We start from the raw sequence: 21531 nt of genomic DNA on the forward strand, positions 1-21531 counted from the left end.
GAGGCCCGAGATGCCAAGCGTATTCCCGTCGACTGCGCTCCGGCGCGCTGCGCCGCAACTGCCTCCTGCCCGTTCGCGCGTCAGTCCGCAGACGCTGCAGGCAACGCGGGTCGCGGTGCACGACCTGCTGCGGCAGACCCAGGCCTTCAATGCGCTGCCCGAGAACAAGCGGCGCGAGCTCGCCAACGGCCTGGTGCAGATCGGCACCTATCTGGCCGAGCCCGACGGGATGCGCCTGAAGCGGCAGAGCCCGCAGGTGCGCGCCCTCGCCGGCGATGACCCGCCCAAATTCGGCACTGCCATCGCGACCGGAGTCGAGCAGGCCAAGGCCTTCATCGAGGGAGTAAATTTTCCAGAATTCGTCTCTGGGTTGATTCAGGGAGTGTTTCACAGCATCGTACAGAGCTCGATCGAGCAGATGGAGGCCTATGCCAAGCTGGTGGCCGACGTCTCCAAGAGCCTGAACCAGTTCCGCGACGACAACACCACCGACAACCAGGGCCGCGATCACCTGGTCGACCAGTTCCCCGACCTGTTCGAGCTGAGCATGGCGGGCGGGGACGATGCCTTCGGCGATTTCGGCGGTGACGACAATGCGCCGCCGCAGCCCAAGGTCACGCTGCGCGATGGCATCGACGAGAAGTCCGCTATCGACCGGCTCAACCGCTCGCTGCCGCTCGACAGGCCGCTGACCGGGCTCGACGACGAACTGGTCGAAGCGCTGCTGGTTCCGGCAGCGCGCACCCAGATCGCCACAGGCCGCCAGCAGTTGCTCGCCACCATGGTAATGCTGGGCATCAACCGCATCGTGGTCACCGACGGCAAGATTTCGGCCAAGGTGGTATTCGACTTCAAGGCTTCCGACAGCCGCAAATATGCGCGTAGTGCGACCCGCTTCGACCACGAGAAAGATGCTTCCGGCAACCTGCAGATGACGAGCACCTATTCGGGCGACTACGAGGGCAAGAGCGAAGGCGGCAGCTACAGCAAGAGTTCGGATTCGGAGGAACGGCGCGACGGCAGCTACTACTCCAAGGGAAACTACCGTTATTCGCAGCAACCCGTGCTCAACATGATGAGCACCTCGAAGCTGATGGACGACTCGCAACTCAGCGCCAAGGCACAACTTGTAGGTGCAGTTGAGGTGAACTTCAAGAGTGACTTTCTGCCGCTTGAAAAAATGGCGAACCCGGAAAACATCGCGGCGATCCAGATGAACGCGCAACCGGGCATGGTGAAGACCATGGCGGGCCGTCCGCAGACAGCGACACCTGCCTCCGCTGCGCCCGCGCCGGCAGCCACCGCACCGGCACCCGCGACCGCCACACCTGCCACGCCGGCACCCGCGGCGCGGTGATCGTACACAGAGGGCCCGAGTATGACGACAAAGGCCTGGCTCGACGACGAGACGCTTGCGGTGGTGCGTCCGCAGGTCCGCCAATTGCTGGAGTCCTCGCAGGGCTTTCGTGCCCTGCCGACCGAACAGCAGCGCGACATGGCGCGCACCATGGTGCGGGTTGCATCCTATATGGCGAACCCGGACGGACTCGCCAAGCAGGAGCTCACCCCGGGGCGCGCGCTGCTCGCGCATGCGCACGGCGCTGTCGATCCCCATGCTGCCGCGCGCGGGCAGCCCGCGAGCCGGCCGCTGGCGCGTGCCCAGGATGCCGCGGTCGATGCCGCCGGCCGCAAGGCGTCCGACAAGATCGGCACCTTCGCGGGCGCCGACTTCCAGGCCGGCGCGGTGCGCCAGGGGGTCGAGCAGTACAAGAACCTGATCGGCTCGGTCGATTTCGCGAGCTTCGTGGGCGGGTTGATTCGGAATGTATTCCAAGCGATCGTGAACGCATCGATTCAGCAGATGAATGCCTATGGCGAGCTGCTCAAATCGGTCGCGCAGACCGTCGACCAGTTCGCGCAGGACAATATCAGCACGAACAATGCACGGGACTGGCTGGTCGATAAGTTTCCCGACGCGATCGACATAGATGAGGAAGGCGCGGACGAGGAAGGCGGCCAGCCCAAGCTCGTGCTCAAGGGAGAGGACAACGACGCAGCGCTCGCGCGCATCAACGGCGAGATCGGTATGGCCGAGCCCATCACAGACCTGTCCGATCCCGAGCAGGAGACCCGCCTGGTGATGGCGGCGCGGCTGCAGATGGCGCGAAGCCGCCAGCAGCTACTCTCCTCGATGGTGCTCCTTGGCATCAACCGCATCGTGGTCACCGACGGCGCGATCAACGCCAAGGTCGTGTTCGACCTCAAGGCCAGCGACCAGGCGCAGCGCCAGGCGCGCGCCTCACTCTACGACAGCCAGTCGAGCATGAACCGCAACACCAGCGCCGCCGGGGTGCACTTCGGTTGGGGCGCGGCCGGCAGCGTCAATGTCAACGAGCAGCGCCATATCACCACGGTCGGCTCGGCAGTCGACGAGAGCTCGGAATCGAAGGCGGAGGTGAAAGCGAAGCTCAGTGGCGAGGTGCGGGTGAACTTCAAATCGGATTATTTTCCTATGGAAAAGCTAGCCACCCCCGGCATGATCGCAGCAATCCAAGGCAACTCGCTCCCGGTGGATCCGAACGTGAAGCCGTCGGCTAAATGACCGCGCCATTGCGGAGATCGGTAACCGCCATGCGCATCGGCTCCGATATCTTTCCAATTGAGGCGCGCGCGCCGCGCCGCATCGATCCGCGGCTACTGCAGGTGCTGGCGCAGTCGCTGGCGACCACGCGACGTGTCGCGCTGCGGCGCGCCGCGCGCGCTGCCGCGCTCGCCGAGCTCGGCGATATCGAACTGCCCGACTCGGCGCCGACCGCGGAGGACGCCGCGCATCTCGAGGTGATCGCGCCGCTCTATCTCGCCTGCGAGCTCGAACATGCCGGCCTGTTGCGCACCGCCGAGCTGGTCGCCGGCCTGTTCGCCAGCGGCGCGCTCACCCAGCCGCTCGGCGCGACCGCGCAGCTGATCATGGAATTCTGGAAGGGACGGCGCGAGCGCCTCGCCACGCCCGAGCGCGAGCAGCTGTTCGCACAGGTGTTCGAGCCGCAGGCTTTCTACCCGATGATGCAGGCGCTGTGCGACGCGCTCGCCGACCAGCTCGACGATCCGCCGCGTGCGAGTGATATCCATGCCCGCGTCGCCCTGCAGCAGGCGGCCGATGTGCTCGCCGGCTGGCTCTCACCGCGCGCCGTCGGCATGGCGACGTTCGCCGCGAATGACATCGTGCAGGCGCTGTCGCAGGCGACGCATTTCCTGCGCGACCGACTGCTGCAGACCGCGTTCGGCGTGCACGACCTGTGGGGTCTCCTGAATGTCGTCGGCAGCCAGCAGGGCACTGGCAGCGGCGATATTCGGGGTCGCATCGACCTCGGCCGCGAGGGCGCGACCGTGCTCGCCTGGTTGGCCGCCGCGGTGCCGCAGCGCTATGCGTTCGACCCGGCGGCGCCGGAGGGCCAGCAGCTGATGGCCGCAGCCGAAGCCTGGCGCGGGGCGTGGCGAGCGGTGCAAGGCGCCGGACACGGCTCCTCGGCGCCGCCGGACATGCGCCTGTCCCGCAGCCCGGCCGCGCCGGAAACCGTCGCGGGATTGGCGCTGTGACCGCGCTGCGCACCACGCCGCCGCCCGACTGGCTGCGCCATACGGTGCGCGGCGTGCTCGAGCAGTCGCCCGGCTACCGCGGGCTGCAGCCGGATGCGCAGCGCGCGCTCGCCCAGGCGATGGTGAAGGTGAGCACACTTGCCGCCGCGCTGATCGCCGAGGAGGCCGAGGCCGACGCGGCGATCGCGCGCCCCGCCCTGCCCCGCGATCGCGCTGCGCCGCGCCGCGCGCCGCTCGCGCGCGCGCAGGACGCGCCGGAGTTCGGCACAGCCGCGAACCGCATCGCCGGCATCACGGGCAACGTGCTCAATGCGGTGTCGTTTCCCCGCTTTGTCACGGATCTCATAAGCGGCGTGTTCAAATCAATGTTGGACAGCAATGCGCAGCAGATGCAGCTCTATGTCAAGCTGCTCAATGATGTCTCGGCCTCGGCCGAGGGCTTCGAGCATTCGCAGTTCAGCATCGTCGGCGTGCGCGGCTGGGTGGCGGAGCATTTTCCCGACCAGATCGAATACGACCTGCCCGAGGTCGAGCCGGGCGACGATCCGCCCGACCCGGAGGAGCTCGCCAGCATCACGTTGCGGCTGAAGCCAAACGCCAGCATGCCGGAGCCGGATGCCCTGCGCGCGGTGCTCGGCCTCGGTCCGGAGGAGAGCGTAGAGGCCGGCAATCCCGAGCAGCTCGTGCCGCTTGCGCGTCGCGCGATCGCGCGCCAGCGCCAGCAGATGCTCGCGACCATGGTGATGCTCGGCATGCAGCGCATCGTCATCGACAGCGGCCGGATCAATGCCTCGATGCGCTTTCACATCGACACGCGCAGCGCCGCGAGCGAGGACCGCGGCAGCCAGTTCGGCATGCAGAACCGCGTCAAGGCCGCCGGAAGCTTCGGCTACGGGCCGTGGGGCGCGAGCGCCGAGGTGGAGAACACCATCAGCTACGTGTCGACCCAGCGCTCGCAGAACACCGAGGAGATCAACACCGACCTCGAGCTCAATTCCTCGGTCGAGCTCGTGTTCAAGACTGACTACCTGCCGCTCGAGCGGCTTGCCGGCGGGCCGCAAATCGAGCGCATCAAAGTGAACACGCTTAGTCCCGAGGCCGAGATGAAGGCCGCGACCGACGCGCGCACCGCGCGCGACAAGGCGAATCGCGAAGCGGAGGCGAAGCGCGCCGAGGCGACCACCAAGGCCTTCGCGCCGGCGCTGTCACCGCCGCAGGCGGGCGGAAGAGGCACCGTCGAAGATGCCGACCGGGCGCGCGCCGATGCGGCCAAGAAGGAGAAGGAGAAGGAGAAGGAGAGGACGCAGCAGCCCAGGGAGAAGGAAAAGCCCAAGGAGCAGGAGAAGCCGAAGGACAAGGCCGCCAAGGCGCAGGCGCTCGCGGCGCAGGATGCCGCACGCGAGCCCGACGTCGTGTTCGTGCCGACGCAGCCCGAGGCGATCGACACGATGCTCACACTCGCGGCGCCGCGCCGCGGCGAGACGCTGATCGACCTCGGCTGTGGTGACGGGCGCATCGTGGTTGCGGCCGCGCTGCGCAGCGGCTGCCGCGCGATCGGCTATGACATTGATCCGCAGCGCGTTGCCGAGGCGCGCGCGCGCATCGCGGCCGCCGGCGTCGGCGATGTTGCGCGCGTCGAGCAGCGCGACCTGTTCGCCGTCGACCTGAGCCAGGCCGACGTGGTGACGCTTTACCTGTTGCCGCAGCTTAACGTGAAGCTGATCCCGCAGCTGTTGCGGTTGCGGCCGGGCGCGCGCGTCGTGTCGCACGATTTCGCGATCGCCGGCGTCAGCCCGGATCGCGTAGTGCAGGACTACCTGCCGCGAACCGGCATGCTGAAGACCTATTTCCTGTTCACCGCGCCGCTGCGATTACATGGCGCGCCGGTGCATCAGTGGCGCGAATCCGCCCACATGCCTTGGGAAGAAGCGGCAGCTTGATCTCCGGCTGCATCCCTCGCGCTGTCATCCCGGCCGAAGCGCTACCGCGAAGCACCGGGACTCATCCACCATGATGCTTGGGGCGTTCGGGATGCTTGGCTCCCGGGTCGTGCTGGGCGAGTCCGGGATGATGGCATCGATCTGGCCAGTTCACTTCCGCAGGCGCGCGCGCCGGCGCAGCCGCGCGAGCCAGCCCTCCTCGCGCTCCGCCCGCTTCTCGACCGCCGCCGTATCCGGCGGCAGCTCAAGCGCGCGGCGCACGAAGGCGAATGCCTCCTCCGGGCTGGCGACGGCTTTCGGCTTCTCGCCAGGCTGCTGCTGCTCGTGCCAGATCGTGCCGCGCCATTGCTGCGGCCCGGCCTCGCCCGACTCGTGCCAGAACCTGAGCCAGAAGGATTGCACGATCCGGGTGGGTGAGTGCTGCATTGCGCGCCGTGTCCTGCGTCGTGATGAGAAGAGCCTAAACGACGGCGACCACCGGCGCATCGCGGCGGCCTCGCGCTGCGATTTCGCCGAAGGCCGGCAGCGGTCACGGGGAAATCACGAGGCCTCGATCATCGGGCCTTCAGGAGTCTATGCGCACGCCGAACTGGGCCCGCGCATAGTCGTCGAGGCGCGCGAAGATCGCGTCCGACACGATATCATGGTGGAGCTGCTTGGTTTCCGGCGCGGGCTCAATGTCGAGCTCGGAGCGCAGCAGCTGCCGCAGCCGCTGATAGGCGCGGATCGCCTCCGCGCGCTGGCCGTTCAGCACCAGGAGCAGCATCACGTCGCGCTGCGTGTTCTCGCGCAGCGCATCGGTCGCGAGGATCCGCCGTCCGTAGTCGAGCGCGCGCTCGTACTGGCAGCGCAGCGCGGCGCTGCGCATCAGTTCGAAAGTCGAGCGCACGAACATGCAATGCAGCCGCTCGCGTTCCTGCAGCACCCAGTCGCTGTCGTAACCCTCGAGGAACGGTCCGCCATAGCCGTCGACCGCCGCGCTGATCTCTCGCTCGTCCTGCTCCGACAGGGCGCTGCCGTTCGGATGTCTCGGCACGCGCTTGCAGGCTTCCTGGAGCTGATGCGTATCGACCTGCACCGCTTGCGACTGCTCGAAGATGACGTCGCTGCCGACCGTGATCAGCTGCCGAGCGGTCTCCTTGCCGTCGAGCTCGAGCAGCTTGCGGATACGCCAGATCGCCGTGTTCAGCGCCGAGCGTGCCTTGGCGGGATCAGCATCGCTCCAGAACAGCTCGGCGAGCTGCTCGCGCCGGTGCGGCCGGCCGAAGAACTCGAACAGATAGCAGGCGAGCAGCCGCCCGCCCGTACCGAGATCGGATCGCACCATTGCGCCGTTGACCAAGAAGGATGCCGCGCCGAACAGATGGACGGTAAGCATGCAACCTCCACTCGATAGAACACCTCGTCAACTTCAATTGATTGCAACTGATGTACTCAACCTATCTTTGCACTCAATCGCTGCAGTCACGGCACGCTCACGGGGATATAGAACTGTCGATAGACCAATCCGGGTGGTTGAGCGACTGAAACGGCGGCATAAAATGGGGAAAGCGGACTGAACGGTCCCACCTGTGTCTGCTCCGCTTTTTCAATGCGGGGTTGCCAGGGATGATCTCTTTGCTTCGTCTCTATTCCTCTTCCGATGAACAGTTCGAATCGCAAGCCCTGAGGCTTCTCGGGGTCCTTCGACGTCTCGTCCTACGGGTTGAAGACCGAACCGGGTTCCTTGTCGCGCCCCGAAACTGATCGGGATGGCGCCGATGAATTCTCCCCGACCTTCATGTCTGCCGAGAACTGCGCGTAGGGGAAAAGATGAATCCGCTTAACCGGTCCGACAATTCCGTCAATCTTGGTCCGGTTGAGCCGCTGAAGCTCGCGGACCACGGCGTCCGTTTTTGGTCCGAAAATGTTGTCGATGTTCAATCGCGCAATACGCGGCTTGGTTGTTATATTGACCGGCGGCAGCACCCGCTTGTTCGGCACGTCCTGGACGCGCCGGACTCCAAGGCCTCGACAGCTCCTCGACAGGAGATTTTCTGCCATTGATGCCCCCCTCACGGACACCCCGGCCGGGGCTGATCTGCGTCGGGATCGGGTTCAACGCAGCCAGACCGGGGGCGGAGCATATGCTGGGGAGTAGAGTGACGCCAGAGAGCAAAGTGACGCAAGCCCTATCCCAGGATGTGTCGAGCGAAGGTGCCCTTTTTCGTTCCCGGTGAGCCTCAGGTTGTGCCTCCGGTCTCTTGATTGACTCTCTCCACGCACGCTTCTGTGCCGAAAAATGAGCCGAGCTGCACAAACTGGCGGACCGCGGGATCATGGCGCAAGGTAGGCGGCGATAAGAAGCGCACCACGAAGCAAATCATCACCAGCACGAAAAAGCGGCGGGGCGGCGCGAAAAAGAACTGATCAGGATTCCGAGTGAGCGGCAGTCATTCCGAATGAAGAAGCGGATCTGCGCTAACTGATTGAAAACATTGGAGCGGGTGAAGGGAATCGAACCCTCGTATTCAGCTTGGAAGGCTGCTGCTCTACCATTGAGCTACACCCGCGTCGGCGGTGACCTAACACGGCCGGGCGGCGGCCTCAACCGTCCCGCTAACGTCCTTGTTCCCCGCAAACTATGCTTCGCGAAGGTGAGTCCGTGTTGCCCTGGTCCCCCTGCCGCCTCTGGCCTTAACAAGGGCGGCCCCACCGCCTATATTGGCGCTTCCATTAACAACGAAAGGAGGTGATCCAGTGTCTTATCTCAAGCGCTGTCACCTCGCTGGGATCGCCCGCTAGGCCTTGACCACAAGCCTGGCATCGGGGCGCTCTCAGCCCTGGACCAGCGAGACAACAAATCGGGCGCGGCGGGAGCGATCCCGCCGCGCCTTTTGCTTGTGCGAGGCCTCGCGCTTCGCCGGCCCATCGTGGCCGGAAGCCTCGCGCGCCGACGTGAAGGCTGAGCCGCCGCAAGAACATAGGCCGTTTTCCGCAAGTGGTTTCGCGGGCCCTTCGACCGCAGCACAAACCGCTTGCGAATTCGCTGGAATGAAATGTCGGCGATGGCGATGCGGCGGCGTCCTTTGGCTAAAGCATTCGCGGTTCTGATTGAATTAGAAATCGAAGCTCTAGATTCTTGTCTTGACGCGTTTTCTTCCCGCAAACCCGAATCCACTTGGCTCGAAAACGCTATTGCCATGCCCAAACAAGGAGATGTCGATGCTTTATGCCATCCTGGCCTATCACGTCGAAGCCGAGGTCATGTCGTGGACGGACGAACAGGACGCTTCCGTCATGGCCGGCCTCAGGCAGGTCCATGAGCGGCTGAAGGGCCAGCTCGGTCCCGCCGCGCGGCTCGGCGAGACCCGCAAGGCGCGCACCCTGCGGGGACCGGGGCACGGCGTGGTCATCGACGGCCCGTTTGCCGAGACCAAGGAGCAGTTGCTCGGGCTCTATGTGATCGATTGCCCCAATGAAGACGCCGCCATCGCGGCCGCGCGCGATCTGCGCAGCGCCAATCCTTCGGCGGTTTACGAGATCCGCGCGATCAGGGTCTATCTGCCGGGCGCGCCATTTCCGGTGACGGAGGACCCGAGCGACGCTTGAGCTGATCCTCGCCATGACATCCGGAGGCGTAACAACCCCGGCTCAGCGCCAGCGGCTCGACAGCTTCGGCAACCTGCTGAGGGCGAATTTCGGCAAGCACGAATTCGCTTCCGGCTCGGTCTCGGCCTGCCGGCTGAGAATGAGCGTCGCCTCGAACGCGATCCCGGGCGCCGCGTCGGCGGTTCCCTTGCAGGTCGCGATGGTGCCGTTTGACTCGCCTTCGAGCCTTATCACGAGGTCATCGATGCCGAACACCGTCGCATGGCCTTCGGTGTGCCGCTTGGCCGTGACGACAGCCGAGAATCGCTCGCCGGCAACTTGATAGTTGCCGCTGTAGAGCATGATGCTGTCGCGGCCCCAGACTTTGCCGTCGACGAAATGAACGATGCCTGTGCCCTCGCCGAGCGGCGTCCTGAACCAGGCCGCGTAGGTGCCGTCCTTGAGCATGGAGGCGCTCTCCATTCCCTCGCGTTACGTCGCTCACGATGGTCACCGTCCGTTAACATGCGGTGAAAAGTCGACGGCGCTGCGCTGACATTCACTGGCCGCCGTCAATCTGCCGCCCCATGATCGCGATCGCCTTCTGATAAACCGGTGCCGCGTTCCACGCCTCGATTGCCGCGAAGTTCGGCTCGCCTGGCTGGTAACCGGCTCCAGCACGCCAGCCATGGGAACGCAGGAAGTTTGCCGTCGAGCTCAATGCATTTGCGGCAACGTCGAGATTGCCGGTGCCATAGGCGAGGATGTTCTTCGGCATGAACTGGGTCTGGCCGACCTCGCCATGCATGGAGCCCCGCGTGCCCGCCGACAGCGAACCGCGATCGATCAGTTTCAACGCGGCATAGAGCTGGTCGGTGAAGAATTCCGGACGGCGGCAGTCGTAGGCGAGCGATGCGATCGAGGACAGCATGTTCTGATTGCCGCGCTGGCTGCCGAAGGCGGTCTCCATGCCCCAGATCGCAATCAGCGGTCCAGGCGGGACGCCGTAGCGCTGCTGGATCGACGCAAACATCGCCGCCTGCGACTGCTTCAGCGAACGACCGCGCGCCACGATGCTCGACGCGCCGCGCTTGGCCATGAACTGATCGAGCGACAGGCGGAAGCTATGCTGGCTGCGATCGGCGGCAATGGTCGCGCTGGCGTAGTGCGCCTGCATCAGCGCCGCGACGCCGGTTGCGCCGATGCCCTTGGCCCTCGCCTCCTCGGAGAACTGCTGCTTCCAGCTCTCGAAGCCAGCCGGCCCGTTGCCGCAACTTGCGGCACTTGCTCCCGCCTTCATCATTGCAAGGATCGAGAGTGTGGCGAGAGCCGACGTCGCGATCTGCCTGCCCCTGGTCATCCGAAACCTCCCTCACATTATGCATCTCGCCTTGGCGCACCACTGGCGTTGGCCGAAGGCGCGACGAATGGTCGGCCCGATCCTGCCCTCATGATCAAACGGCGGGCAGGATGCGGACCAAAATCGAAGGATATTTCGAGAAAATGCGATTGGCCATCCCGGTCACTGGGCGACGCCCAGGGAAAGCGTGCTCGCGCCATCGCAATGGCCGGCGCGATGGCGGCGTCAGACTGGTTAGCGCTCAGTTAACGCCCTCGCCCACACGTTGCATGGACAGCACAGCGCGCTCTGTTCCGCCTGGAGTAACGAGCCCGTTTGTTGACCGGATCACACTAGGTCACATAGCGTCGCGACCAACAACAACTCCGCTGTCGATGAACGCTGACCGGACAACGATCCGGCAGTCGGGGACGCGGCAACAACACCAACAATATGGGGCTGGGCACCATGCGCAAATGCATCGGGGCTGCGACGATCTCACGACAAACGGATGACAAGCGACACTTGGGTCCACACAGGACTCGCTCATCTCCGTCCCGCACGCGCGCTCAACTCCACCGCATGCTGCTGATGAGCGTCTCAGTGACCGCGCTCTCGGCGCTATTGCCGCGATCTGCGGCGGCGCAGACATGGACCGGAGCCACCAGCAACGACTGGACGGTCGGTTCGAACTGGACAGGTGGAACGGCCCCTGCGGGCGGTGCAGTATCCATTGCTTCGGGTTCAACCGTCATCCTCGGCGTGAGCGGCCCGGCGACCGGCACAACCGGCACCATCAATGTGCGCGCGTCGGCCGGAGCGACGACCAACCTCACAATTCAAAACGGCAGCACACTGACAAGCACTGGTACGATGGCGATCGGCGACACCGCAGCCGGCACCGCCATCGTAACCGTAACCGGAGCCGGGTCGCAGTGGATTGCCAACGGCACGCTCACCGTCGGTACTTCAGGCACGGGCATCCTCAACATCGAGAACGGCACAACCGTCGTCGCGACAAGGACCGTAGTCGGCACCACGATCAATACCGGCACGCTCAACATCAGCGGTGGCACGCTGGAGACGCCCAGCATTAGTATCGGGACCAAGGGTCAGGCGAATTACGACAATGCCATTGTCCGGGCCACCGCCGATAACGCCGCTTTCTTTGGCGGCACTCTCAACCAGAACAACATCGCCGCGGGCGGACTGACGTTTGATACCAACGGCCACAACATCGGCTCGCTTGGATTGAGCGGCGTTGGTGGATTGACCAAGACCGGCGCAGGGACCCTTACGTTCCGCGCCGGCAGCACTTACACCGGCGAAACGGTGATCCAACAGGGCACGCTTGCGCTGGCAGGAGCTGCCGGCTCTTCCGCCGATGCCCTCGCCAACTCGCGCCGGGTGGTCACGAACGCAACGTTCGACATTTCGCAGATCACGGGCGCCGGCGCCCACATCCAGAGCCTGGCAGGCAACGGCACCGTCGCGCTCGGCGCCAAGGACCTGATCATCACCAACGCAAACGATATGTTCGCGGGCGCCATCAACGGCACCGGCGGGTTGACGATCACGAGCGGCTCGCAGACGCTGTCGGGCGCCAACACCTATGGCGGCACGACCACGCTGACCGGCGGTGCGCTGCGCGCCGGCGCTGCGGGCGCATTCAGCGCCGCCTCCGCCTTTGTGACCAACTCCGGCGCAACGCTCGACCTGAACGGCTTCAACCAGACCGTGGCCTCTCTGGATAATGCCGGCACCGTGCGGTTCGGCGCCACGCCGGGGACCACGCTGACGGTGGCCAGCAACTATGTCGGCAACGGCGGCACGCTCCTCTTCAACACCATTCTCGGCGGCGACAATTCGGCGACCGACCGTCTGATCGTGAACGGGAGCACGTCGGGCGCATCGATCGTGCGGATCAACAATGTCGGCGGCACCGGCGCGCCGACGGCCGACGGCATCAAGGTGGTCGACGTCGCCGGCGCCTCGAACGGCAGCTTTGCGCTCGTCGGAGATTATGTGCTGAAGGGGCAGCAGGCGGTCGTGGCCGGCGCCTATGCCTACACCCTGCAGAAGAACGGCATCTCGACGCCGGCCGATGGCGACTGGTACCTGCGCTCCAGTCTCATCAATCCACCGCCGGGCGCTCCGACCCAGTCGTCAGCCGCCGCGGGCCCGCTCTACCAGGCCGGCGTGTCGGTCTACGAGAATTATGCCGCGGTGCTGCTCGGCATGAACGAGCTGCCGTCGCTGCAGCAGCGCGTCGGCAACCGCTACTGGGACGGCAGCGAGGCGATGGCGCGCGCGGGCGCCAACACGGCGACAGAGGCGGACGGATCCTGGACGCAATCGGCATTCTGGGGCCGGATCGAAGGTGGCCAGGCCGCGTTGCAGCCCTCGAACACCACGGGCTCAACCTATAATGCGGACCAGATGAAGGCGCAGACCGGCCTCGATGGACTTGCGCTCGACAATGACCGCGGGCGCCTGATCGTCGGTCTCACCGCGCAATACGGGCTGACGACGGCGTATGTCAGCTCGTTCTTCGGCAATGGCCGCATCCGCGCCGAGGGATCAGGCGTCGGGGCGACGGCCACCTGGTATGGCCATGACGGCTTCTACGTGGACGGCCAGGCGCAGACCATGTTCTACCACAGCGACCTGTCATCGGAGCTCGCAGGCAACCTGACCCATGGCAATGAAGGTTTCGGTTACGCCTTCAGTATCGAGGGCGGCAAGCGGATTGCGGTCGGCAATGGCTTCTGGCTGGCGCCGCAGGCTCAGCTCGCCTACTCGAAAGTCGATTTCGACGCCTTTACCGATCGCTTCGGTGCGCTGGTTTCTCTCCAAAATGCCGACAGCCTGCTCGGCCGCGTCGGGCTGTTGCTCAACCATCAACTAACATGGAACGACGGCTCGGGCATCGTCCGCTCCGACGTCTACGCGATCGGCAATCTCCACTACGAGTTTCTCGACGGCACCCGGACCGATGTCTCCGGCACGGGCTTCGCCAATTCCAACGATCGGCTGTGGGGCAGCATCGGGGGCGGCGGCAGCTATAGCTGGGCCAACGGCCGCTACACCATTTACGGCGAAGCGACTTATCGCGCGAGCCTCGAAGATGCTACCGCGAACCACAGCTACAAGGGCACCGGCGGCCTCCGGGTAGTGTGGTGAGAGACGCCGCCACAATAATCGATGGCTTGCGGCGGCTGATGCGCTACATCCCGTACAGGATCTTCAGGTCGCCGCTTGCGCGCAGGGCGATCACGACACCGTCGGCGGGCAGATTGACCTTCTCGAGCCTGGCCGAGGAGAGATGCCCTTCCATGCGGAAGCCGTCCTTCAGCGGCCGGTTGAGCTTGGCATTGGCGGCGTTCAGCAGGTTCTCATAGGCGATACCATAGTCGACATTCACCTTCGACGCGAGTTGCGCGGCGATCGGATTGATCACCGGTGCAAGGCCCTCGTCACTGGTCGCTACGCCGACATCGGACAGCCGGATGGCATGGCCGTCAGCATCGACCTGGATCGCGCCCGAGAGATAGACCCAGGTCCCGGCCGCGGGATCCGTCTCGGACGCCTTTGCCAGGCGCAGACCAATCACGAGCTTGCCGTTCGATGGATAGACGTCCACGTCGCGAACGGCGATGCCGGCCGCAAGCGGCATCGCCGCAATAGCCTGCTTGAGCTTGTCCTTGAGCACGTCATAGCCGACCCGGACCGGGAGGATGACGTCGAGCTCGCCGGGCGTACCGACGTCGTGGCCGAGCGAGGGCAACTCCGTCGGCGTCACGGGCGACGGGTTCTGGCCGACGATGGTTTCGGCCGTCCCGGACAGTTCGAGCGAGCCGCGTAGCACCCTTGAATCCGCCCGCACGCCGGCAAATGCAGCGGCCTGCGGTGTCATCTGCAGCCAGACCTGCGGATTGTCGGAGAGCTGCACCGGCTCGAAGGCGTGCCGCCACGCCGTCTCCGCCTTGTCGTGCAGGTCAAGGCGCCGGGCCGCGGCCAGAGCGCGCGACCTGACCAAAGCGAGCTGGCTGTGGATTCGGGGCTCGGCATATTTCGCCAGCGGAATCGCCCTGCCCATCACACGCAGGACTGGCGGCTCGTCCCAGTGGAAGGCGTCGCTGATATTGAGGTCGAGCGACCAGTCGCGGCTGAGCTGCGGACGAGCCTCGACTTCCACCGTGGCGCTGGCCTCGGTCTCGCCATGGATGCGCGACGTGAAGCGGTTGGCGCCCTGCCCTTCGAGCGCGCCGTAGATCGGCAGCGAGCCATAGACGCGATCGCCGCGGCCATAGAGCGACACCCCGCCCCGCTCGACATAGCCCCACACATCGCAATTGGCGTTGACGCGGAAGAACAGGACGCGCCGGTGCACGCAACTGACGCGTTCGTCGATGCTGGCAAGCCGCCGCGGGATGTCCTTCTCGATGTCGTCGGCAAGCGCGCGCAGACCGAACTCGACGGTCGCCGATATCCGCGACTCCGTACTGAACGGAGCAACGGTATCGGGCGCCAGCGGCGGCCTGTCGGCCGCCGACGCCACCGAGCAAAAGCCGACGACACCGATTGCAGCCGCGCAGGCAGCGAGCGATCCCCCGTTGAAGACATGTGCCAAAGCTTTGCTCGCGGTACGGGTACTATCAACCGTAATCATTTTCATTAAGATCTCCGTCGTCGGTAACGGCGGCGGGCGGCATCCGGTCTAGCCCCTCAACGCAGCCGGCGGTCGAAAACAAATACGGCTTCAATATGCAGCTATCGGCCCGCGCTATATCCGTCTCCGCAGGGCCCGAAAGGTTAAGAAGAATCCTCAAAAAAGCAGTCGGAACGCTGAACGGGCCTGCGGCGCGCATTCAGGTGGCCGGGAAGGCTCAGAGGAATCCTTGTGACCTCTGCGCCTTAAATGCCGAGCGCGAAGCCGCGCCACTTTTGGCGCGACCCCTGCCTACCTCCGCCGCAAGGGACCGCTTCCGGCTAATCCGGCGATACCAAGAGCGAGGCGAGATATCCGTAGTAGGCAGTTACCGCCAGCGCTAGTGCAATCGCACCACCAGCGACGATGTCCGCTGCCACGCGAGAATTCATGCCCTTCATGAGTCTGCAAGCGAACAGCGGACCGTTTGTTCCTCGGCCGGTCTGTCGTCGGAATGTCAGACCCGCTCGCCCTGCTCCATGGCGAGTTCGGCGCGCAGACTGTCCAGGTCGCGGTAGATCGAGGCGACGGCCAACACGCGGCCCTTGCTCTTGTAGCGTAGCAGGCAGTCCCTGCCCTTGATGTCGCCGTCGATGGCGATCTCGTCCCATGTTTCGGCGTGCCCGACATAGTTGATCGGCACGTCGTAATGCTGGCTCCAGAAAAACGGCACGGCGTCGAAGACCTCGCGCCGGCCGAGCATGTTGCGGGCTGCGAGCTGGCCCTGACGCTCGGCGACCACCCAATGCTCGACACGGATGTCGCCGCCCGAATGGCGGTCCGGCCAGCGTGCGATGTCGCCCGCGGCATAGATGCCGGGTACGCTGGTCTCAAGCTGGGCATTCACCGCCACGCCCCGATCGATTTTGAGCCCCGCCTGCTCGGCGAGCGCGAGCCGCGGGCGCACGCCAACTCCGACGACGACCAGTTCGGCCTCCAATGTCGCGCCGCTCTTCAAGGCGGCGCGCTTGCCGTCGATGGTGGCGACGGTGTCGCCGAGATGGAAGACCACGCCGTGCTCCTCATGGAGGGCGCGCACGAAGTCTCCCATGTCGGGTCCGAGGATGCGTTCCATCGGGCGTGCCTCGGGTGCCACGACATGAACCTCGAGATCGCGCGCACGCAAGGCCGCCGCAGCCTCGAGCCCGATGAAGCTCGCGCCGATGACGATGGCGCGGCGCGCGTTCTTGGCCGCCGCGATGATCGCGCGGCTGTCGGCGAGCGAGCGTAACGTGTGGACATGCGGCTGATCGGCCCCCGGGATCAGCAACCGCACCGGCTCGGCGCCGGTTGCAAGCAGCAGGCGGTCGTAAGGCACCGTCTTGCCGTCGGCAAGCGCGACCTGGTTCGCATTGGCGACAATCGCGGTCACGTTGGTCGCAAGGCGAAGATCGATGTTCGAGTCGCGATAGAACTCGTCCGGCCGTAATGGCACCCACTCTTCCGGCGCACTGCCCGCGAGATAGTCCTTCGACAAATTGGGACGATCGACCGGCGGCGCTGCATCGCTGCTGAGCATCGTGATATCGCCACCGAACCCCTCGCGTCTCAGCATTTCCGCGGCAGTGAAGCCTGCGGCGCCACCGCCGACAACGACGATCCGCTTCGGCGCATCCGCCGCCGATGGCTTTGAAGCATGCCGAGGCGCCTGCTTGTCGGGCTGCGCCTGCCTGGCCTTGACGACGACACGGTCATCGCCCTGCTCCACCTTCCACACCGAGAGCGGCGACAGCGCTGGCGCACGTGTCGCTTCGCCAGTGCGCAAATCGAAGCAGGCGTGGTGCCAGGGGCAGCGGATGCTGTCGCCGACCACGAGCCCGTCGGAAAGCGGACCGTGATAGTGGCTGCAATGCGCATCGATGGCGAAGATCTCGGCACCCTTGCGGACCAGTAGCACCTCGTCCTCGCCGACATGGCCGAGCAGCATGTCGTTCTCGAAGGCGCTGAGGGCGACGCCTTGCGTGAGGTCAGGACCGGCAGGTCCCTTGTTCTCTTCGGCCATTCGCGTTTCCTCCCTGAGGACGCGCCAATGGCAACCAAAGCACATCTTCGCCTTCGGTTCCAATCAGAAAGACACACTGGCTGTCGTGTTAGGGCATCGACGCGGATCAGATCGATTTCACTTCGTTGCCGTCCATTCGCACCGCGTTGCCGGTCATCCAGCGCGCTCCAGGCGAGACCAGGAAGGCCATGAGTTCGGCGATCTCCTCGGGGCGGCCGTAGCGTTCGATGCCCGCCTCTTTCGGAAACTTGATCAGGGCTTCTTCAATGGTCATCCCATGCGCCGGCGCCCATTTCGCGAGGTAGGATTCCCGCCGTCCGGTCATCACAGCCCCAGGCAGGACGCTGTTGACCTGGATGCCGTCAGCGATGCCCTTGTCAGCGAACGCCTTGGCAAGCGCCACGATCGCAGCGTTTATCGTGCCTACCGCCGCGTAGCCGGCCTTGGGAAAGAGCGCCGAATTCCCCGACATCAGGATGACCGATCCGCGCGACTTCTTCAGGGCCTCCCACGCCCGAATGGTGAGACGTCGGGCGCCGTGAAGCTTTAGCTCCGCACCCGCATTCCATTGCTCATCGGTCATCTCGAGAATATCGATTTGCGGCACCGCCCCGGCGATGTTCAAGAGCGCATCGATCCGGCCGAATCTGTCGAGGGTGGTTGCGATGACGGTATCGGCAGCCGAGGGTTGACTGAGATCCAGCTCGAGTGCGAGTGCGACAGCGCCGGCTTTCTCGACTTGCTTCGCCGTCTCCCGAAGGTTCGCTCCGTTTCGCGCAACAAGAACAAGTTTCGAGAAATCCCTCGCCAGACGGACAGCGGTGGCGCGCCCGATACCCTGGCTTGCACCTGTTACGATCGCTACGGAGTCACTCATTTTCTTCTTCCTTTGCTTCTATCGATCACTGGCCCGCCCGTTGCACACCATCGAAATTTGACCATGGGCGCTGGCTTCCAATGAGCCATGAAGCGTCATGCCCATCTGCGAGATGACGATGGGCTCACTGGCCGCCGCCAGGTCGACGCCCAGCACACCAAAAATCATACTAACCTGATTGCAACCGTATTAAAGGTTATCGACGACGTCAACTTGGTGAAGCGCCTCAACGTTGCCGGCCTTCTCGTCCGCATGCATCGCTTTGCAGTTTTCCTGTGGCGGACATAGTTCTGCCGCGCACATTGCGCAAAAATATCCGGCTGCGATTGCTCCCGGGGTGAACTGAAATGAAAAAGGCCGATGTAACGTGCCCGCATTGCGGGGCGGGTTTCCGACGGCTTGAATTGTCAACCGCATCTGGCGACAAGGGCGAATATCATTGCCCGGTCTGCGATACCGCGCTCGAGCAATTCGACGGCGACAAGCTCATCGCCTATCGTTTGACGATTCAACCTTCGATTCGCGGCATCAGGGACTAGTGGAGCATCGGTTCTGAACAGGATCAGAACCGATGCTCTGGATTCTCGTTTTGGCGCGTTGTGACGCTCCTCTGTTATTTCTGTTCATTCGGAGATTGTGCGCGCGTCTTGCTATTGCAGCGCCCTTCGGCTGCCCTACGCCTTCAGCAAATTGGCATCGGCCGGCATCTTGCGCAGGCGCTTACCCGTTGCGGCGAAGATCGCGTTGGCGACCGCTGGAACGATTGCCGACGTCCCGTTCTCGCCAAGGCCACCTGGCGGCTCTGTGCTGCTTACGACATGAACCTCGACCGCCGGCGCTTCGTTGATTCGGATGATCTGATAGGTGTCGAAGTTTGCCTGTTCGACACGGCCGTTCTTGACGGTGATCTCCCCGTAGAGCGCCGCCGTCGCGCCGAACATGATCCCGCTCTGGATCTGCGCCTGGACCGTATCAGGATTGACGACGGTGCCGCAGTCGATCGCGCAGACGACGCGACGAACACGGACCGTGCCGTCCTTTGCCACCTCCACCTCGGCAACCTGCGCCATGTAGCTGCCGAACACGTTCTGCAGCGAGACACCGCGGCCCACTCGCTCCGGCAATTTCTGTCCCCAGCCGGCTTTTTCCGCGGCAAGATCGAGCACGGCCTTGGCGCGCGGCGCCTTGTCGAGCAACCCGCGGCGATAGGCGACCGGATCCTGCTTTGCTGCGAACGCCAATTCGTCGATGAAGCTCTCGGTGACGAAGACATTGTGCGACGGCCCGACGCTGCGCCAGAACGCGGTCGGGATTCCGGGCGGCTCGACACGCACAAACTCCACATGGAAGTTCGGCAGGTCGTAGACGAGGTCGATCGCGCCTTCGGTCGAATCGGGATCCAGCCCCTTGTTGAAGGCCGGAGGCAGCCATCTTGCGAGCACCGAAGAGCCCGCAAATCGGTTCTTCCAGGCCACCGGCTTGCCCTCCGCGTCCAAGGCTGCGGAAATGCGGTCGAACCAGTAAGGGCGGTACATATCGTGCTGGATGTCTTCCTCGCGCGTCCACACGACCTTCACCGGACCATCGACATGTTGCGCGATCTGAACGGCGCGGACCGCGCCATCGGCTTCGAGCCGGCGGCCAAATCCGCCGCCGAGCAGGTGATTGTGAACGATGACCTTCTCCGGCGGCAGGTCTGCGGCTTTTGCGGCCATGTTCTGGACCCGCGCCATCGCCTGGCTGCCGATCCATATCTCGCATTCATCCTTCCGGAAGTGCACCGTGCAATTCATTGGCTCCATTGTCGCATGGGCAAGGAACGGCACTTGATAGCTCGCCTCGACCTTGGTCGCGGCACCGGCCATGGCCTTGTCAACATCGCCGACGGTCTGGGCCACCGCGCCTGGACCAAGCGTCGCCTGATCAAGTTTGCGGACGACTTCATCCGTGCCGAGCCCTGCGTGGGCGCCCTCGTCCCATTCGATCTTGAGCGCCGCCAAGCCCTTCTTCGCAGCCCCCATGTGATCGGCCACGACCGCGACGGCGTCATCGAGCCGGACGATCTGGCGGACACCGTTGACGGCCTTTGCCGCCGTATCATCGACACTCCTGACGCGCCCGCCGAACACAGGCGACTGGGCGAGTGTCGCAATCTTCACACCGGCCGGCCGAACATCGATGCCATAGATCGCCGTGCCGTTGACCTTTCCTGGAGCGTCGAGTCGCTTTGCCCGCGTACCGATCAGCCTGAAATCGGCGGCCGACTTCAGCGTCACATTCGACGGTACCGGCAGTTGGGCGGCCTCGGAAGCAAGCTCGCCATAGGCAAGACGGCGTCCGCTCGGCGCGTGAATCACGGCACCATCCTGCGCCTGACAGGTGCTTGGATCGAGGCCCCATCGCTTGGCGGCCGCGGTGACCAACATCGTCCTGGCAGTCGCACCCGCCTCGCGCATCGGCTTCCACGCGCCGCGCATCGCGTTCGAATTGCCTGTCGCCTGCACGCCGAGCAGCGGGTTGGCGTACAGCTTTTCATTGGGCGGAGCATGCTCCAGACGCACTTGCTTCAGGCTCACTTCGAGCTCTTCGGCAATCAGCATCGGGATCGATGTGTAGGTGCCCTGCCCCATTTCGACGTAAGGCATGGTCAGGACGACCTGGCCGTCGTTGCCGATACGGATGAACGCGTTTGGCGTAAAGCCGTCGGATGGAGCGGCATCGCTCGCGCCGAAAGGCAGGCTCAAACTCAGCATCAACCCGCCGCCGACGGCCACGCCGGTGGCGAGGAAGCTGCGCCGCGAGAGATTTGTGTCAGGAGCGGGGGAATCGACGTGATCGGGGATCATGATCAGCCCTCCTTGCTCGATTGCGCGGCAAGCTTGATCGCTTCGCGGATGCGGACATAGGTTCCGCAGCGGCAGATGTTGCCGCTCATCGCATCGTCGATATCGGCGTCCGTCGGACGCGGGTTGCTTGCCAGCAGTGCGGACGCCGACATGATCTGCCCGGACTGGCAGTAGCCGCACTGGACGACCTCATGGTCGAGCCAGGCTTTTTGTATTTTCGCGCCGGCCGGTGACGCACCGATCGCCTCAATGGTCGTGACCATCGACTTGTCCAAACTATCGACGCTGGTGATGCAGGACCGGGTCGCGGCCCCGTCGATATGCACGGTGCACGCACCGCACAGCGCCATGCCGCAGCCGAATTTCGTTCCGGTCATCCCCAACACGTCACGCAGCACCCAGAGAAGCGAAGTGTCGCCGTCGACGTCGACACTGTGCGACGTTCCGTTGATGTTGATGGTAAAGGCCATGTGCCCTCTCCCTCGACGGTTTACCCGCCGGCCCACGCCGCACGGGATGCGTTAGACCAAAACCTGTGCTCGTTCGCTTCTTGTTCGACAGCCGCGCCCGTTTATATGATAAATATAATGTTACGTCCCTTCACAAACCGATGATTTCCGGTGGCGACCTTGGTCCTGCCGCGATCACC

General features: G+C 64.4%; 18 protein-coding genes and 1 tRNA gene. 8 read left to right on the forward strand and 11 right to left on the reverse strand.

The annotated features are described in order from the left end of the window. Window positions 1-10: 10 nt before the first annotated feature. The 4 genes from JQ553_RS05805 to JQ553_RS05820 are packed head-to-tail and all read left to right on the forward strand — an operon-like array spanning window position 11 to window position 5537. Window positions 11-1357, forward strand: a complete 1347-nt coding sequence (locus tag JQ553_RS05805) for a hypothetical protein (RefSeq protein WP_212498959.1) — start codon at window positions 11-13, stop codon at window positions 1355-1357. A gap of 21 nt (window positions 1358-1378) precedes the next feature. Beyond that, a complete protein-coding gene (locus JQ553_RS05810; RefSeq protein ID WP_212498960.1) occupies window positions 1379-2602 on the forward strand; it encodes a hypothetical protein in 1224 nt (407 codons plus the stop codon). Window positions 2603-2631: 29 nt separating this feature from the next. Then, window positions 2632-3597 (forward strand): hypothetical protein, encoded by a 966-nt coding sequence (locus tag JQ553_RS05815; RefSeq protein WP_212498961.1) that lies wholly within the window; start codon window positions 2632-2634, stop codon window positions 3595-3597. Continuing rightward, on the forward strand, window positions 3594-5537 hold the full coding sequence (locus tag JQ553_RS05820) for a methyltransferase domain-containing protein (RefSeq protein WP_212498962.1): 1944 nt from the start codon (window positions 3594-3596) through the stop codon (window positions 5535-5537). Before JQ553_RS05815 ends, JQ553_RS05820 begins: the two co-directional genes overlap by 4 nt. A 150-nt stretch (window positions 5538-5687) precedes the next feature. Here the strand turns inward: JQ553_RS05820 and JQ553_RS05825 are convergent, their stop codons facing one another. From JQ553_RS05825 to JQ553_RS05840, 4 genes are all read right to left on the reverse strand, one after another. Beyond that, entirely contained in the window at window positions 5688-5963 is a 276-nt protein-coding gene (locus JQ553_RS05825; protein WP_212498963.1) for a hypothetical protein, read from the reverse strand. A 139-nt stretch (window positions 5964-6102) separates the two neighbouring features. Next, window positions 6103-6915, reverse strand: coding sequence for a BTAD domain-containing putative transcriptional regulator (locus JQ553_RS05830; protein ID WP_212498964.1), 813 nt, complete (start codon window positions 6913-6915; stop codon window positions 6103-6105). A gap of 320 nt (window positions 6916-7235) precedes the next feature. Further along, the gene (locus JQ553_RS05835; RefSeq protein ID WP_212498965.1) at window positions 7236-7520 is read right to left on the reverse strand and encodes a peptidoglycan-binding domain-containing protein; all 285 of its coding nucleotides are present in this window, start codon (window positions 7518-7520) and stop codon (window positions 7236-7238) included. A 495-nt stretch (window positions 7521-8015) separates the two neighbouring features. Then, window positions 8016-8089 (reverse strand) — tRNA-Gly (locus JQ553_RS05840). 652 nt (window positions 8090-8741) lie between these two features. Here JQ553_RS05840 and JQ553_RS05845 point away from each other — a divergent pair. After that, on the forward strand, window positions 8742-9128 hold the full coding sequence (locus tag JQ553_RS05845) for a YciI family protein (protein WP_212498966.1): 387 nt from the start codon (window positions 8742-8744) through the stop codon (window positions 9126-9128). Between the two features lie 42 nt (window positions 9129-9170). Here JQ553_RS05845 and JQ553_RS05850 read toward each other — a convergent pair whose 3' ends face one another. Both JQ553_RS05850 and JQ553_RS05855 read right to left on the reverse strand, forming a co-directional pair. Further along, window positions 9171-9575 (reverse strand): hypothetical protein, encoded by a 405-nt coding sequence (locus tag JQ553_RS05850; protein ID WP_212498967.1) that lies wholly within the window; start codon window positions 9573-9575, stop codon window positions 9171-9173. 91 nt (window positions 9576-9666) lie between these two features. Then, window positions 9667-10467 carry a lytic transglycosylase domain-containing protein gene (locus JQ553_RS05855; RefSeq protein WP_212498968.1) on the reverse strand — a complete coding sequence of 267 codons (801 nt, stop codon included), beginning with the start codon at window positions 10465-10467 and terminating at the stop codon, window positions 9667-9669. Window positions 10468-11037: 570 nt separating this feature from the next. Between JQ553_RS05855 and JQ553_RS05860 the strand changes: the two genes are divergently transcribed. Beyond that, complete coding sequence (locus JQ553_RS05860) at window positions 11038-13629, forward strand: autotransporter outer membrane beta-barrel domain-containing protein (protein ID WP_212498969.1); 2592 nt, start codon at window positions 11038-11040, stop codon at window positions 13627-13629. 43 nt (window positions 13630-13672) lie between these two features. Here JQ553_RS05860 and JQ553_RS05865 read toward each other — a convergent pair whose 3' ends face one another. From JQ553_RS05865 to JQ553_RS05875, 3 genes are all read right to left on the reverse strand, one after another. Then, window positions 13673-15124, reverse strand: coding sequence for a DUF4403 family protein (locus tag JQ553_RS05865; RefSeq protein WP_249144001.1), 1452 nt, complete (start codon window positions 15122-15124; stop codon window positions 13673-13675). 490 nt (window positions 15125-15614) lie between these two features. After that, window positions 15615-17159: an FAD-dependent oxidoreductase gene (locus JQ553_RS05870; protein ID WP_212498970.1), complete on the reverse strand. Its 1545-nt coding sequence runs from the start codon at window positions 17157-17159 to the stop codon at window positions 15615-15617. A 106-nt stretch (window positions 17160-17265) separates the two neighbouring features. Beyond that, window positions 17266-18036, reverse strand: coding sequence for an SDR family oxidoreductase (locus tag JQ553_RS05875; protein ID WP_212498971.1), 771 nt, complete (start codon window positions 18034-18036; stop codon window positions 17266-17268). A gap of 87 nt (window positions 18037-18123) precedes the next feature. Here JQ553_RS05875 and JQ553_RS05880 point away from each other — a divergent pair, with 87 nt between their 5' ends. Together JQ553_RS05880 and JQ553_RS34850 are read left to right on the forward strand one after the other, a co-directional pair. Continuing rightward, window positions 18124-18324 carry a hypothetical protein gene (locus JQ553_RS05880; RefSeq protein ID WP_212498972.1) on the forward strand — a complete coding sequence of 67 codons (201 nt, stop codon included), beginning with the start codon at window positions 18124-18126 and terminating at the stop codon, window positions 18322-18324. Window positions 18325-18440: 116 nt separating this feature from the next. Continuing rightward, window positions 18441-18575: a hypothetical protein gene (locus JQ553_RS34850; protein ID WP_283817225.1), complete on the forward strand. Its 135-nt coding sequence runs from the start codon at window positions 18441-18443 to the stop codon at window positions 18573-18575. Window positions 18576-18710: 135 nt separating this feature from the next. Here JQ553_RS34850 and JQ553_RS05890 read toward each other — a convergent pair whose 3' ends face one another. After that, on the reverse strand, window positions 18711-20882 hold the full coding sequence (locus JQ553_RS05890) for a xanthine dehydrogenase family protein molybdopterin-binding subunit (protein WP_212498974.1): 2172 nt from the start codon (window positions 20880-20882) through the stop codon (window positions 18711-18713). A gap of 2 nt (window positions 20883-20884) precedes the next feature. Beyond that, window positions 20885-21352 carry a (2Fe-2S)-binding protein gene (locus JQ553_RS05895; protein WP_212498975.1) on the reverse strand — a complete coding sequence of 156 codons (468 nt, stop codon included), beginning with the start codon at window positions 21350-21352 and terminating at the stop codon, window positions 20885-20887. Window positions 21353-21531: the final 179 nt, after the last annotated feature.

The organism is Bradyrhizobium lablabi (assembly GCF_018131005.1).
Taxonomy (GTDB): domain Bacteria; phylum Pseudomonadota; class Alphaproteobacteria; order Rhizobiales; family Xanthobacteraceae; genus Bradyrhizobium; species Bradyrhizobium lablabi_D.